The sequence below is a fragment of the Massilia sp. TSP1-1-2 genome (assembly GCF_049896185.1).
In the GTDB taxonomy this organism is placed as follows: domain Bacteria; phylum Pseudomonadota; class Gammaproteobacteria; order Burkholderiales; family Burkholderiaceae_D; genus Telluria_A.
This window is the reverse complement of sequence record NZ_JAFCTU010000011.1, coordinates 88,896-103,141: the sequence shown is the minus strand read 5'-3', so window position 1 is coordinate 103,141 and position 14,246 is coordinate 88,896. Positions and strand designations below refer to the sequence as shown.

Sequence of the window (14,246 nt, the reverse complement as noted above, 5' to 3'; positions counted from 1 at the left end):
CGGCGACCCATGGAACCACGCTCAGTTGGACTGTTATATGGGTCCCCGCGAGGACGATGTAGTTTTTAGTGTTCGCGTCCCCAAACATGAAACTTCGTCGACCATCCAGCTCTGCCCTTCCATTGATCGTTCGCAAATCATCCTGTCGAGCCCGGTGCAATTCTCAACCGTGTCATCACGCACTTGAGGTACCCCATGAAAACGCTCCGAACTATCGTCATCGTCTCGATCGGCTTGATTGTTGCGCTGGGCTGGGCGGTGATGCCGCCGCGCGACTTGCCCGTGATCGGCTTACCGCTGGAGGTCAGCAAACAGCTCCAGTGCCCGCCCGGCACTGCCCTGGAAGGCAAGCTGTGCATGTGTCCCAAAGGCAGCAACTGGACCAACGGCACCTGCGCACTCGGCCCCGAAGGGCCGGAGACCCGGCACGTCACCACCGTCGACTTGCGCCAGCGCCGCTAAGTTTTCCGGAAGGCTAATCGTTGAGCATTCGCAACCGTGGTCCGGGAGCGCGGTGTAATTCTCGCTTATTAGCCATTTCCGGGAGAACAGCATGAAGTCGCTTCACGCCGCCATCGTTGTTTCTATCGGGCTGATCGTGTCCTTGTGGTGGGCGGTGCTGCCGCCGCGCTTTGAGCCACGCCCGTTGCCGCGCATCGACACGCAAAAGCAGCAGCAGTGCCCGGTGGGCAGCCACCTCGAAGGCAAGCTGTGCGTTTGCCCGGCCGGCACCTCCTGGACCGGCACGGCCTGCACCCAATTTACCGCCGCCCAGCCCGCCCCGCTGCTGGCGCGGCTTCAGGCATCGGGCTAACTTGCCGGGAACATCACACTTTTCTGACAGGCGGTACAATAGCGGCTCCGCATTCTTACGCTAGAGAGCTCATCATGGCCGTCAATTCCCCCCTTCCCGTCGCCGCCGATCTGCAACCCGTCAACGGGATTGAAATCGGCTTTGCCGAAGCCGGCATCAAGAAGCCCAATCGCAAGGATGTGCTGGTCATGAAGCTGGCCGACACGGCCACCGTGGCCGGCGTCTTCACCACCAACCGTTTTTGCGCCGCCCCGGTCCAGGTCAGCAAGTCCAACCTGGCTGCGGCGGCCGACGGCGGCAAGCCGATTCGCGCACTGGTGGTCAACACCGGCAACGCCAACGCCGGCACCGGCGAAACGGGCCTGGCCAACGCGCACGCCACCTGCGACGCGCTGGCGCGCCTGCTCGGTTGCGAGGCCCAGCAGATCCTGCCGTTTTCAACTGGCGTGATCCTCGAGCCGCTGCCGCTGGAAAAGCTCGTCGCCGGCCTGCCCGCAGCCATCTCGAACCTGAAGCTTGACAACTGGTTCAACGCGGCCGAAGCGATCATGACCACCGATACCCAGCCCAAAGCGGCGTCGCGCACGGTCGACATTTGCGGCCACAGCGTGACCATGACGGGCATCAGCAAGGGCGCAGGCATGATCAAGCCGAACATGGCAACCATGCTCGGTTACCTGGCCATCGACGCCAAGGTCGCGCAACCGGTGCTCGATGAACTGGTCAAGCACGCGGCCGACCATTCGTTCAACTGCATCACGATCGACGGCGACACCTCAACCAACGATTCCTTCATGCTGATTGCCACCGGCACCGGCAGCCTGGCCATTGCCAACACCGATTCGAGCGAATACGCCGAACTGAAAGCGGCGGTTACCGACATCGCGCGCAACCTGGCCCAGCAGATCATCCGCGACGGCGAAGGCGCCACCAAGTTCATCACCATTTCCGTCGACGAGGGCAATTCGGTCGAAGAGTGCCGCAAAATCGCCTATTCGATCGCCCACTCGCCGCTGGTCAAGACCGCGTTCTTCGCCTCCGACCCGAACCTGGGCCGCATCCTGGCCGCCATCGGCTACGCCGGCGTCGATGATCTCGACGTCACCAAGCTTGACATGTACCTCGACGACGTCCTGGTCGCCAAGAACGGCGGGCGCAATCCCCACTACCAGGAAGCGGACGGCCAGCGCGTGATGAAGCAAAGCGAAATCACGGTGCGCGTCAAGCTTGGCCGCGGTAGCCACAGCGCCACCGTCTGGACCTGCGACCTGTCGCACGAGTACGTGACGATCAACGCCGACTACCGTTCCTGATCTGGCGCCATGACGCCACTTGAGCAATTGATGTTGCGCGCCGAGGCGCTCCTGGCGCGCGTTGAGGCAGTGTTGCCGCCGGCCTTTCCGCGCGAGCCGGACTGGCGCCGCAGCACCGCTTTCCGCTGGCGCAAGCGAGCCGGCGGCGGGATTGGCGGCGGGGCAAGCTACCTGCAGCCGGTGATGCATGCGGCCAGCATTGCGCTGTCGGACCTGCACCAGATCGGCGTGCAAAAGCAGCAGATCGAACAGAATACGCGCCAGTTCGTGCAGGGCCTTCCCGCCAACAACGTGCTGTTGACGGGCGCGCGCGGCACTGGCAAATCGTCGCTGATCAAGGCCTGCCTGAACCAGTTTGCCGGCGCGGGCCTGCGCTTGATTGAAGTCGACAAGGCTGACCTGGCCGACCTGCCCGACATCGTCGATCTCGTGGCCGGGCGGCCCGAACGCTTCGTCATCTTCTGCGACGACCTGTCGTTTGAAGAAGGCGAGAGCGGCTACAAGGCCCTCAAGGTGGCGCTGGACGGCTCGATTGCCACCCAGTCCGACAACGTCATCATCTACGCCACGTCGAACCGGCGCCACCTGCTGCCCGAGCGGATGAGCGACAACGCCAGCTACCGGAGCGACGGCGACGGCGATTTGCATCCGGGCGAAACGGTCGAGGAAAAAATTTCGCTGTCCGAGCGCTTCGGCCTGTGGCTCTCGTTCTACCCGTTCAAGCAGGACGACTACCTCGACATCGCCGCGCACTGGCTGGGTCACTTCGGCTGCGACGCGCAGCAGGTCGAGGCCGCGCGCGGCGACGCGTTGCGCTGGGCGCTGGCGCGCGGTTCGCGTTCGGGCCGCGTGGCCTGGCAGTTCGCCAAGGATTACGCGGGCAAGCAGGGCGCATGAGCGAGACCAAGTTGCCGCCGATCGACGTCGCGGTCGGCATCCTGATGAAGCCGAACGGCGATGTGCTGCTCGGCCAGCGTCCCGCCGGAAAGCCGTACCACGGCTATTGGGAATTCCCGGGCGGGAAAGTCGAAACCGGTGAAACCATACTCGAGGCGCTCAAGCGCGAATTTGTCGAGGAGCTTGGCGTTCATATCCTGAGCGCCAGTCCATGGTGCGGCGTGGAGCACGTATACGAACACGCGCATGTGCGCCTGCATTTTTATATCAGCCGCGAGTGGGAGGGCGAGCCGCAAAGCCTGGAAGGGCAAGCGCTCGCGTGGCAAGGGACGGTGGGCGTGGCGCCGCTGTTGCCGGCGACGATACCGTTGCTGGCGTGGCTTGATATGGTGCGCTACGGGGCTTGAGTTCGGGGCGACGCGTGGCGCGATGCGCTGCGATCTTGCGTCCTGCGTTCCCGGCGACTCATGGCGCAATGCGCTGCGCTTTTGCGCCCTACGTTTCACACCGCCCAACGTTTCACACTGCCCTCCGTTCCGCGCTGCCCGTAGGGCGCTAAAAGCGCAGCGCATTGCGCCATGCGTGCCCGCGGCTCAATTCAATACTCAAAGGACCCCGCGTGAAAATCATCATCCTCGGCAGTGGCGTGATCGGCACCACTTCCGCCTACTTCCTCACCCGGGCCGGCCATGACGTGACGGTCATCGAACGCCAATCTGGCGCTGGCCTGGAAACGAGCTTTGCCAACGCCGGCGAAATCTCGCCCGGCCTGGCTGCCCCTTGGGCCGCTCCCGGCATCCCGCTGCGCGCCCTGCAGTGGCTCTTCATGCGCGACAGCCCGCTGGTGGTGCGCCCCACGCTGGACCTTGCCATGTGGCGCTGGATGGCGCAGATGCTGGCCAACTGCAACCTCCAGCGTTACGAGATCAACAAGGCGCGCATGGTGCGCCTGGCCGAGTACAGCCGCGATTGCCTGGTCGCGCTACGCAAGGATACCGGCATCGCCTACGACGAGCGCAGCAAGGGCACGCTGCAATTGTTTCGCAACCAGCGCCAGGTTGACGATGCGGCCCACGACATCGCTGTGCTCGAGCGCTATGGCGTGCCGCATGCGCTGCTCGACGTGGCCGGGTGCGAGCAAGTGGAGCCGGCGCTGGCGCTGGTGCGCGGCCGCATCCTGGGCGGCTTGCGCCTGCCGGGCGACGAAACGGGCGACTGCTTCAAGTTCACCCAGGCGCTGGCGGTGCTGGCGGCCAAAAAGGGCGTCAAGTTCCGCAACGGGGTGGAAATCCGCAGCCTCACTGCCGACGGCGCCCGCATCAGTGGTGTCGTCACCTCTGAGGGTGAACTGAAGGCTGACGCCTTTGTCATGGCGATGGGCAGCTATTCGCCGCTGCTGCTGCGTCCTTTAGGCTTAACGATCCCGGTCTATCCGGTCAAGGGCTATTCGATCACGATGCCGCTGGCCGACCCCGCAGGCGCGCCCGAGTCCACCGTCATGGACGAGACCTTCAAGGTCGGTATCACGCGTCTGGGTGAGCGGATCCGGGTCGGCGGCACGGCCGAACTGGCCGGCTACGACATGCGCCTGCGCGAAGAACGTCGCGCGCCGCTGGTGCGCGCGGTGACCGACCTGTTTCCGCACGGGGGCGATCTGACAAAGGCGATTTTCTGGTGCGGGCTACGGCCGATGACGCCTGACGGCACGCCGGTGATCGGCGCCACGCCGTATGCGAACCTGTTTCTCAATACCGGCCACGGTACGCTCGGCTGGACCATGTCGTGCGGGTCGGCGCGGGTACTGGCCGATATCGTATCGGGCCGCGAGCCCGACATCAGCCTGGAAGGCTTGTCGATGGCGCGCTATTAGGCCAGCGGCAGGCGCGGCAGCGACACGGTAAACACCGTGCCGGTTGCATCGGAGGTGGCGCTGATGCCGCCGCCGTGCGCCAGCGCGATTTCGCGCGCGACAAACAGGCCCAGGCCCAGACTGGTGCGCGGGCGCGCGTCTTCGGCCACGCCGGGCAGCTGCAGCAGCGGGCTGAAAATCGTTTCCAGCGATTCGGCGGGAATCACCGGCCCGGCGTTGACGACATCGACCATGATGTGCTCGGGACTGGCGCGCGCGACCATGCGCACCGGCACCTCGTTGCCGCCGTACTGGGCCGCATTGACCAGCAGGTTGGTAAACAGCTGGTGCAGGCGCACGCTGTCGAAGTGGCCCGTCAGGTGGCCCTCGGTTTCCAGTTCAAACGCTGTGTCGGGATGGGTCGCGCCGGCGTCTTCAATGGCCGCCTGGCAGATGTCTTTGACGTCGGCGTCGTGCTTCACGGTCGGCATGCCGGCCCCAAGCTGGGTGCGGGTATAGCCGATCAGGTCTTCGACCATGCTGCTCATCAGGCGCGCGCCGCGCTTGACGCGCCTGCCCACGTCCGGTGCCTGCTGGACGTCAAAGCGCGCGTGCGTGAGCAGTTCGCCGGCGCTGGCCATGCTCGACAGCGGGGCGCGCAGGTCGTGCCCGAGAATGGCCAGGAACAGTTCGCGCACATGGTCGGCGCGCGCCGAATACGTGACGACCGATTCGGCCAGCGCCTGGTCGATCGCTTCGTTAAAGCGCACCATCTGGTCGCCGACGGCCTCTGTCATGTTCTGGATCTGGGGCAGCCACAGGCGCAGCACGGTGGCGCGCAGGGCGCGAAATTCGCCCGACAGCTGCACCAGCGAAAAGTCGCTCGCGTGGCGCAGCGCGCCGTGGATCGAGGCGGCGCTCTGGCCATGCGCGGCATCTAGCGCCAGACCCTGCGACTTGTCGATTTGTTCCTGCGGATTTTGCTCGGTCTCGATGTCGAGCGCGATGGCGGTCAGGATTTGCTTGGCATGGTCGCGCAGCGCCAGGTTGCTCATGTTGCCCCCGGCGGGAGCGATGGTCTTGGCGAACGCTTCCCACTCGCACAAAATGTCTTCCATGCGTTCGCGAATAAAGCGGTCCAGCCTCAAGGCTTCCCCCAAGTGTGCATGCCCACGGCGTTCTCCTGATCTCGTATGGCAATTATGCCAGAGAAGGCGAATGCGACGCGCATCAAGGCGCGCTCTTCAGTGTGCCCCGGGGGCCATGAGCGGTGCGGCGCTGTCAACGACGCTTTTGCGAATCGATGCCCGCACCGTCTCGAACGCGGGAGTTTGGGCAGGTGGCGGCCAGCTTGACGGTATCGGCGTCGAGCATTTTCCAGCCGCTGCTGCGCGCCACCTCGACATCGGCGGGCTTGCCAGCGGCTAGCACGCTCATCGACAGCACTGTTGTTCCCTGCAGCTCGTAGCGCCTGGCCTGGGGTGAATGCAGGGGCGCGTCGCAGGCCGCGCCCGGCAGTGTGCCGGCGTGGGCTCCGGCCATTGCGGTCAATCCGGTCAAGGCCGTCAACGCGGTCAGTGCGCGCCATGCAGCCGGCCGCACCGCACCGCGCATCAGCATGACGGTTTTTGCACGCTGGTGTCAAATACGACGCCGCTCTCCACGCTCGCGTCTTCGCGCACCATCTCGATGAAGCATTTGCCGTTGACCAGGCCGGCGTTGACGACGTATTGCTTGCCCTCGACCGGTATGAACGCGAGCGCGGGTGCGCAGGAGCTCGTGACGTTGTAACCGGCGAAGGACATGCTGCTCCACAAGGTGATCAGCTTACCAACTGGCAACTTGATGGAGCGATAGCCGTTGTCCTTGAATTCTTCGGTGGCGTAGCGCCCGTCGGCGGTGCAGAACTGCGTGTGCCCGCCAATGCCGACAAAATGCACGGTGACGTCGCTCGGCGACGACGGGTGGAGCTGCAGGCCGGAACAGGCTGACAGCAGCGCGAGCGCGGCGCCGGCGAGAAGGGTGGAGGATGTTTTCATGTTCCGCTCTTTTCCAGCTTGCCGCTGTCAATTATTTTCTTCAAGTCCGTCAGCACATCGTCCGTATTGTTGACGCCGGGGCGCGGCGCGTCGAGCATCAGCACGAACGTGCAACAACACCGGCGCAGGGCGCGACGGCTCAGTGATTGTCCTGGTCGGGCAACACCTCATCGTGGGCGGGCGCGCCCGGTATCGTGTATTTTTCCTCGGCCCAGGCGCCCAGGTCGATCTGCTTGCAGCGTTCCGAGCAGAAGGGGCGGTACTTGTTGGCCTCGGACCATTCGACTTTTTTGGCACAGGTAGGACAGCTAACTACGGGCATGGCGGTGACCTCACAGCATTAAAAGTTGCACAGCGTGAGTTCGAACGGTACGTCATCTTCCAGCGGCTTCGGTTTCAGGTCGCCGCCCTGGGTCGTGAAGCGAACCCACAACATATATTTGTTTGCAGAAATTTCGGGAATGGCGCCGCTCGTCTCGTCGAGGGTCAGGCGCAGCATCTGGTAGACCTTGCCTTGCAGCATCTGCTGATAGCTTCCCGCAACGGCGATCATTTTAACCGGACCGCCGGAGTCGCGCAGCAGGCGCAATACCAGCGCGAGCGCGTCGAACAGGGGCGCGAGCGGAGCGAACCAGGTGACGATGTCGTTGAAGCGCTGCTCGGCCGGGCGCTTTTGCCAGGCGTAGTACGAGGGCAGGTCGAATTCGCAGGCGCCGCCGGGAATGATGGTGCGCCCCCGGATGCTCATCAGCCACTCGTTGTCGCGCACGTTCTGGCCCGTCTTGCCTTGGGCTGCGACCAGCGCGCTGCTGACCGTTTCCAGTTCGGCCAGGACCGCGTCGAGCATCTCGGCGGCCACGTTGGGATTGGAGCGGTAGCTCAGCAGGCTTTGCTTTTGACGCTCCAGTTCCTGGAGCAGGTCGGATTTGAGGTCGGCGCGCCCGGCCACCTCGAGCATGTCGAAAATCGTGGACAGCGCAACGTGGTGTTGCATGGCGTGTTCTTGGTGAACAAAGAACTTGAATTTTTCGTACAGGTCTTCCAGCCGCAACAACGTGCGAATGCGCTCGTTGAAAGGGTATTCGTAGACGATCAAAATGACATCCCTTTATGGTTTGGCCGACAGACAATCTCGTGATTCTGAACCAACAGAGACAAAATTACAAACGCTCGCTTGGCAATCGGGACAATCTCTCGGAAAAAACCAGGTATTGGGCGTGTAACAGGGCGATTTGGGGCTCCAGCGTATTGATCGCCCCGTCATTTGTAATGACGTCGTCAGCGCCCGCCAGGCGTTCGGCGCGCGTCACCTGCGTGGCCATGATGGCGCGCACTTGCTCTTCGGTCAAGCCATTGCGGGCCATTACGCGCGCCACCTGCACCGCTTCCGGGCAGTCGATCGCCAGCACCCGCGCCACGCGCGCGCGCCAGGTGCCGGACTCGATCAGCAGCGGCACCACATACATGACGTAACTGCCGCTGGCGCGCGCGGCGGCGGCCAGCGCGGCGTCGCGGATGCGCGGATGCAGGATCGCTTCCAGGCGCGCTTTGGCGGCGGGGTCGGAAAACACCAGCGAACGCATGCGCGCGCGGTCCATGGCGCCGTCGGGCGTGGCAAAGGCGGCGCCGAAGGCGTCGGTCAGCGCCGGCATTGCGGCGCCGCCGGGCGCGGTCAGCGCGTGTGCGATCTCGTCGGTGTCGACCAACGTGGCGCCCAGCGCGGCAAACATATTGGCCACCGTGGTCTTGCCGCAGCCGATGCCGCCGGTCAGGCCGACGGCAAACCGGGGTGGCGTTGCTGGCATGCGATGGTCCGTATTCAAGGCTGCAAGAAGCGTTGCATCGTGCTCGTGATTTCGGGCCCGTACAGCATGGCCAGCAAGCCGGCGCCGGTGAGGTAGGGGCCGAAAGGAATCGGCTGCTCGCGCCCGTGGTTGCGAAACACGATCATGGCAATGCCCACCAGCGCGCCCACTGCCGACGACAGCAGGATGATCGCCGGCAGCATTTGCCAGCCCATCCATGCGCCCAGTCCGGCCAGCAGCTTGAGGTCGCCCCCGCCCATGCCGTCGCGCTTCCTGACCAGTTTATACAGCATGTTCACGCTCCACAGCGCCATGTAGCCGGCGACGGCGCCGATGACGGCGTCGCGCAGCGGCGTAAAGGTGCCGTTCAGGTTGATGAGCAGGCCCAGCCACAGCAGCGGATAGGTCAGGTCGTCGGGCAGGAACATGGTGTCCAGGTCGATGAACGTCATCGCCAGCAGCAGCAGCACGAAGGCCATTGCCGCCATGCCGCCCCAGCCGCTGCCGAAAGTCCAGATCATCAGCGCCGACAGCGCGCCGGCAATCGCTTCGATGATGGGGTAGCGCGGCGATATGCGCGCCTTGCAGCCACGGCACTTGCCGCGCAGTGCCAGGTAGCTGATGACGGGAATGTTTTCCAGCGCGCTGATCTTGTGCCCGCAGCAAGGACAGGCCGAGCGCGGCACCGACAGGTTGAAGGTGTCGGTGTGGACCGGTTGCTTGCCGCAGTTGTCGGCGCAGGCGTTGTCGAATTCGCGCTGCATCATCTTGGGCATGCGGTAGATCACGACATTGAGAAAACTGCCCAGCAGCAGCCCGAGCACGGCGGCGACCAGCGTCGGACCAAGCGCGCCGGGGGCGGCGAAAAGAAATTCTTGCATAGTTTCCAGGGAATCAGGGTTAGCCGGTGGCGCTGCCGCCCGCGCGGGGCGGCATGGCGGCGTTGCGCCGCCATGCCGACATTGGGGTCAGACCACCGGGGTCATGCCAACAACGGGGTCAGACCACAGAGCCGAGTTTGAAGATCGGCAAGTACATGGCAATCACCATGCCGCCAATCAATACGCCCAGGATTACCATGATGAGCGGCTCCATCAGCGCCGACAGGCCGGCGACGGCCTCGTCGACTTCATCTTCGAAAAAGCCGGCGACCTTGCCCAGCATCGAGTCGAGCGCGCCCGATTCTTCGCCGATGGCCACCATTTGCGTGACGATCGGCGGAAACACGTCGGCGTTTTGCATCGCCATTGTCAGGCTGGTGCCGGTCGACACTTCGTTCTGGATTTTCTTGGTCGCTTCGGCGTACAGCGCATTGCCCGAAGCGCCGCCCACCGAATCGAGCGCTTCGACCAGCGGCACGCCGGCGGCGAACATGGTGGCCAAGGTGCGCGTCCAGCGCGCAATGGCCGCCTTGCGGATCACGGGGCCGAAAATGGGAATTTTCAGCATGATGTGATCCATCGTGCGCTGCATCTTGACCGAACGTCTCCAGCTCTGGAAGAAAAAATAGATTCCGGCAAACAGGCTGCCGAAAATGGCCCACCACCATTGCACGAAGAAGTCGGAAATGCCCATCACGATCAGGGTCGGGCCCGGCAAGTCGGCGCCGAAGCTGGCGAACACCGATTTAAACGCCGGCACCACCCAGATCATGATGATGGCGGTGACGATAAACGCGATGCCCAGGATCGAGACCGGGTACATCAGCGCCGACTTGATCTTGGACTTGATCGCCAGCGTCTTTTCCTTGTAAATGGCCAGGCGCGTGAGCAAGTCTTCCAGAATACCGGCTTGTTCGCCGGCGCCCACCAGGTTGCAGAACAGAGCGTCGAAATACAGCGGATACTTGCGGAACGCGTTGTTCAGGCTGGTACCGGTTTCAATGTCGGAGCGCAAGTCCTGGATCAGCTTGGCCATCGACGGGTTCGAGTGGCCCTTGCTGACGATGTCGAACGATTGCAGCAGCGGCACGCCTGCCTTCATCATCGTGGCCAGCTGGCGCGTGAACAGCGACACATCCTTGTCGCTGATCTTCTTGCCCTTGCGCATGGACTTTTTCTTGACCTTGGTGACCATGACGCCCTGGCGGCGCAAGGTGACGCTGACAATCGCTTCGCCGCCGGCGCGAATTTCGCCGCGCACCGGCTTGCCGCTCTTGTCCTTGCCTTCCCAGGAGTAGATTGCTTCCTTGGGCGCGATGCTTTTTAGTGGTGCAGTAGCCATATGATTCCTATTCGTTAGTGCAGCCGAGCACTTCTTCCAGGCTGGTCAGCCCTTGCTTGACTTTCATCAGCCCCGAGCGGCGCAGGGATTTCACGCCTTCCGCTTCTGATTGGGTGGCAATTTGACTTGAATTGCCGTTAGCGAGAATAATTTGTTCGATGGCCGGGGTGATCGGCATGATTTGGTAGATGCCGACCCGGCCCTTGTAGCCGCCGCCCAGGCAGCGCTCGCAGCCAACCGGGCCGTACGGCTTCCAGCCGTCGAGTTCTTCCGGCTTGAAGCCGGCCGCCAGCAAGATTTCGGTGGATGCTTCGAGCGGTTTTTTGCAGGTGCACAGACGGCGGGCGAGGCGCTGCGCGGTGATCAAAATGACGGACGAGGCAATGTTAAACGGCGCCACGCCCATGTTCATCAAGCGCGTCAGGGTGGCAGGCGCATCGTTGGTGTGCAACGTGGAAAACACCATGTGACCCGTTTGCGCGGCCTTGATCGCAATGTCGGCCGTTTCCAGGTCGCGGATCTCGCCCACCATGATGATGTCGGGATCCTGGCGCAAAAACGCCTTGAGCGCCACCGGGAAGGTCAAGCCGGCGCGGTCGTTGATGTTGACCTGGTTTACGCCCGGCAAGTTGATCTCGGCCGGGTCTTCGGCTGTCGAAATGTTAATGCCCGGCTTGTTGATCACGTTCAGGCAGGTGTACAGCGAGACGGTCTTGCCCGAACCGGTCGGGCCCGTCACCAGCACCATGCCGTAAGGCCGCTGGATTGCTTCGAGCAAGGTTTCCTTCTGGTCCGGATCGTAGCCGAGCGCGTCAATGCCCATCTGGGCCTGGGTCGCGTCGAGAATACGCATCACGGTTTTTTCGCCGAACAGCGTGGGGCAGGTGCTGACCCGGAAATCGATCGCCTTGACGGGCGAGAGCACCAGGCGCATGCGGCCGTCTTGCGGCACGCGCTTTTCGGAAATGTCGAGCTTGGAGAGCACCTTGATGCGCGACACCAGCTTGTCCTTGATGCCGACCGGCGGCTGCGCGTGCTCGCGCAGCACGCCGTCCACGCGCAGGCGGATCCGGTAGAATTTTTCGAACGGCTCGAAGTGAATGTCGGAGGCGCCCAGGTTGATCGCGTCCATCAAAATCTTGTTAAGAAACTTGACGATCGGCGCGTCTTCGATTTCATTTTGCGCCGCATCGATGACCGACGCCGGCCCGGCGGCGTCGTCGGCAAACTGAATTTCTTCATCGTCGCCGATCGACATTTCGGTGATGCTTTGCTCGGCCGTCTTGCCCAGCGAATTGAGCCAGGCCAGTAGCGTGTCGTGCGCCACGATCACCGGCTCGACCTGCGCTTCGCTCTGGAACTTGATCTGGTCGAGCGCCTGCGTATTGGTGGGGTCGGAAATGGCGACCGACATTTTATTGCCGCGCTTGGCCAGCGCGATGACGCGCTGCGTTTGCATCAGCTTGTTGTCGATGGCGCCCGGCGGCAGCGACGCCTGGCTGAACGTGGCCAGGTCCATCAGCGGGTAGCCGAAGGTCTCCGAGCAAAACGCGGCGAGCGACTTGGCGTCGATGATACCGCCGCCGATCAAGGCATCGATGAACGCGATCTTTTCAATTGCCGCCTTCTTTTGCAGCGCATCGGCCTGCGGCATCGACAGGCGGCCCGCTTGCATCAGCGCGCGCGCCAGGCCGGACATCGGTGCGCCTGTTGCCGGGGTCGGGAGGACAGCTGCCATAGTTGAATGCGTCAGTTAAAAAGTGAGGAAGTGACAAGAGGGCTCGCCAGAACTCACGGGAGCAGCGCGCTGCCTTGGATCATGCCCCGGAGCATCAAATTTGTAAAGGATTTACCGCAAGAGGAGAGGCGTGCATACCACGTAGACACAATCGCCACAGATGTTGCTTTTTCTCGCGAGCGGCTGTTCAGGCGTAGCGCGAAGGCGCCGGACGACGCAGTTTGACGACCTTGATCGCCTGGTTTTTGACTTGGATAACCTCGATTACGACGTCGCCGATTTTCAGGCTGATGGGTGCCTCGGGGATATCCTGCAACTGTTCCAGCATCAGGCCGTTGAGCGTTTTCGGGCCGTCCAGCGGGAAATCCAGTTCCAGCCGCTTGTTGATGTCGCGCAGCGCGGTGGTGCCTTCGAGCAGGCACTCGCCGTGCCCGTCCCAGCTGAAGGTTTCGCTGCGGGCCGCACCGGGAACCGATGTCGTAAATTCACCGATCATTTCCTCGATGATATCGTCGAGCGTCACCAAGCCTTGCACCTCGCCGTATTCGTCCACAATGATGCCCAGGCGTTCCTTGTTTTCCTGGAAATACTGCAGCTGGGTAAAGACGCTGGTGTCTTGCGGAATGTAGTACGGCGTGCTGAGCAAGTCGCGGAAATGCTGGACCGTCAATTCCTCGTCTTCGTTGAGCAGCGCCACCGCGTGGCGCACGTGCAAGATGCCCACGATATGGTTGATTTCGCCCTCGTAGACGGGCAGCTTGTTGTGGTAACAGGTGGTCAGCTGGCTTTTGATGTCGGCCACCGGCACGGCCAGGTTGAGCGCCTCGATCTGGGCGCGCGGGGTCATGATATCGTCGACCGACGTGCTATCCAGATCGAACAGGTTCAGCAAGATGCTCTTGTGCTTTTGCGGAATGAAGTTGCCGCCTTCGAGCACGATGGAGCGCAATTCCTCGGGCGAGACGCGATGCAGCTGGGCCGCATTGGCGGGGCGCACGTTAATAATCTTGAGCACCAGTTTGACGAACAGGTTGACGAACCAGGTCAGCGGCCCAGCCAGCGTCATCAAGGGTTTGAGCACTTTGCTTGCGCCCAGCGAAATGTTTTCAGGATAGCTGGCGCCAATGAATTTGGGCGTAATCTCGGCGAACACGATCAGCACAAAGGCCAGCAGTGCAATGGCAATCGCAATCGCGCTGTCGTCGTAGCCGAAGGCGAGGATGGCAATCGCGGTGGCCAGCGCGGTGGCGGTGACGTTGACCAGCGTATTGGCGATCAAGATCAGCGAGAGCAACTGGTCGGTGCGATCGAGCAGCCACAGCGTGGTGATCGCGCCGCGGTGGCCGCGCTTGGCCAGGCTGCGCAGGCGGTAGCGGTTGGCCGCCATCAGCGCCGTTTCCGCCATCGCGAAAAATGCCGAGCAGGAAATTAAGAAGATGAGCGCAGCAACTGGCACCCAGAGTGGCACGGTATCCAAGGCTCACCGTAAAGAAACGTGCGTGGGAAACTGGACGGCGGAAAAGCAGGCCGCACCAGAGCGTTGCGCTTGCCACTTCGGCAACCGCAGA

16 protein-coding genes are annotated in these 14,246 nt (G+C 62.8%); 6 read left to right on the top strand and 10 right to left on the bottom strand.

The window, feature by feature from the left end; genetic code table 11:
• Positions 1–195: 195 nt before the first annotated feature.
• The 6 genes from ACP7BV_RS11820 to ACP7BV_RS11795 all read left to right on the top strand — a co-directional run bounded on the left by ACP7BV_RS11820 (position 196) and on the right by ACP7BV_RS11795 (position 4,894).
• Positions 196–462, top strand: coding sequence for a hypothetical protein (locus tag ACP7BV_RS11820; protein WP_426104017.1), 267 nt, complete (start codon positions 196–198; stop codon positions 460–462).
• Between the two features lie 91 nt (positions 463–553).
• Entirely contained in the window at positions 554–814 is a 261-nt protein-coding gene (locus ACP7BV_RS11815; RefSeq protein WP_426104016.1) for a hypothetical protein, read from the top strand.
• A gap of 74 nt (positions 815–888) precedes the next feature.
• Positions 889–2,127 (top strand): bifunctional glutamate N-acetyltransferase/amino-acid acetyltransferase ArgJ, encoded by a 1,239-nt coding sequence (gene argJ / locus ACP7BV_RS11810; protein ID WP_426104015.1) that lies wholly within the window; start codon positions 889–891, stop codon positions 2,125–2,127.
• Between the two features lie 9 nt (positions 2,128–2,136).
• The gene (locus ACP7BV_RS11805) at positions 2,137–3,024 is read left to right on the top strand and encodes an ATP-binding protein (protein ID WP_426104014.1); all 888 of its coding nucleotides are present in this window, start codon (positions 2,137–2,139) and stop codon (positions 3,022–3,024) included.
• Positions 3,021–3,431 (top strand): NUDIX domain-containing protein, encoded by a 411-nt coding sequence (locus ACP7BV_RS11800; protein WP_426104013.1) that lies wholly within the window; start codon positions 3,021–3,023, stop codon positions 3,429–3,431. The genes ACP7BV_RS11805 and ACP7BV_RS11800 overlap by 4 nt, the downstream gene beginning before the upstream one ends.
• 212 nt (positions 3,432–3,643) lie before the next feature.
• Complete coding sequence (locus tag ACP7BV_RS11795) at positions 3,644–4,894, top strand: D-amino acid dehydrogenase (RefSeq protein WP_426104012.1); 1,251 nt, start codon at positions 3,644–3,646, stop codon at positions 4,892–4,894.
• Here the strand turns inward: ACP7BV_RS11795 and ACP7BV_RS11790 are convergent.
• The 10 genes from ACP7BV_RS11790 to ACP7BV_RS11745 all read right to left on the bottom strand — a co-directional run bounded on the left by ACP7BV_RS11790 (position 4,891) and on the right by ACP7BV_RS11745 (position 14,155).
• Positions 4,891–5,991: a sensor histidine kinase gene (locus tag ACP7BV_RS11790; protein WP_426104011.1), complete on the bottom strand. Its 1,101-nt coding sequence runs from the start codon at positions 5,989–5,991 to the stop codon at positions 4,891–4,893. The two genes, ACP7BV_RS11795 and ACP7BV_RS11790, sit on opposite strands and share 4 nt — an antisense overlap.
• A 163-nt stretch (positions 5,992–6,154) precedes the next feature.
• Positions 6,155–6,493, bottom strand: coding sequence for a TonB family protein (locus ACP7BV_RS11785; protein WP_426104010.1), 339 nt, complete (start codon positions 6,491–6,493; stop codon positions 6,155–6,157).
• Positions 6,487–6,912, bottom strand: a complete 426-nt coding sequence (locus ACP7BV_RS11780) for a hypothetical protein (protein WP_426104009.1) — start codon at positions 6,910–6,912, stop codon at positions 6,487–6,489. Before ACP7BV_RS11780 ends, ACP7BV_RS11785 begins: the two co-directional genes overlap by 7 nt.
• Before the next feature lie 139 nt (positions 6,913–7,051).
• Positions 7,052–7,234, bottom strand: a complete 183-nt coding sequence (gene yacG, locus ACP7BV_RS11775) for a DNA gyrase inhibitor YacG (protein ID WP_426104008.1) — start codon at positions 7,232–7,234, stop codon at positions 7,052–7,054.
• An 18-nt stretch (positions 7,235–7,252) separates the two neighbouring features.
• Positions 7,253–8,008 carry a cell division protein ZapD gene (gene zapD, locus ACP7BV_RS11770; RefSeq protein ID WP_426104007.1) on the bottom strand — a complete coding sequence of 252 codons (756 nt, stop codon included), beginning with the start codon at positions 8,006–8,008 and terminating at the stop codon, positions 7,253–7,255.
• A 64-nt stretch (positions 8,009–8,072) separates the two neighbouring features.
• Positions 8,073–8,717 carry a dephospho-CoA kinase gene (gene coaE, locus ACP7BV_RS11765; protein WP_426104006.1) on the bottom strand — a complete coding sequence of 215 codons (645 nt, stop codon included), beginning with the start codon at positions 8,715–8,717 and terminating at the stop codon, positions 8,073–8,075.
• A gap of 14 nt (positions 8,718–8,731) precedes the next feature.
• A complete protein-coding gene (locus ACP7BV_RS11760) occupies positions 8,732–9,598 on the bottom strand; it encodes a prepilin peptidase (RefSeq protein WP_426104005.1) in 867 nt (288 codons plus the stop codon).
• A 118-nt stretch (positions 9,599–9,716) separates the two neighbouring features.
• Positions 9,717–10,940, bottom strand: coding sequence for a type II secretion system F family protein (locus ACP7BV_RS11755; RefSeq protein ID WP_426104004.1), 1,224 nt, complete (start codon positions 10,938–10,940; stop codon positions 9,717–9,719).
• Between the two features lie 7 nt (positions 10,941–10,947).
• A complete protein-coding gene (gene pilB, locus ACP7BV_RS11750; RefSeq protein ID WP_426104003.1) occupies positions 10,948–12,678 on the bottom strand; it encodes a type IV-A pilus assembly ATPase PilB in 1,731 nt (576 codons plus the stop codon).
• 187 nt (positions 12,679–12,865) lie between these two features.
• Positions 12,866–14,155: an HlyC/CorC family transporter gene (locus ACP7BV_RS11745; RefSeq protein ID WP_426104002.1), complete on the bottom strand. Its 1,290-nt coding sequence runs from the start codon at positions 14,153–14,155 to the stop codon at positions 12,866–12,868.
• Positions 14,156–14,246: the final 91 nt, after the last annotated feature.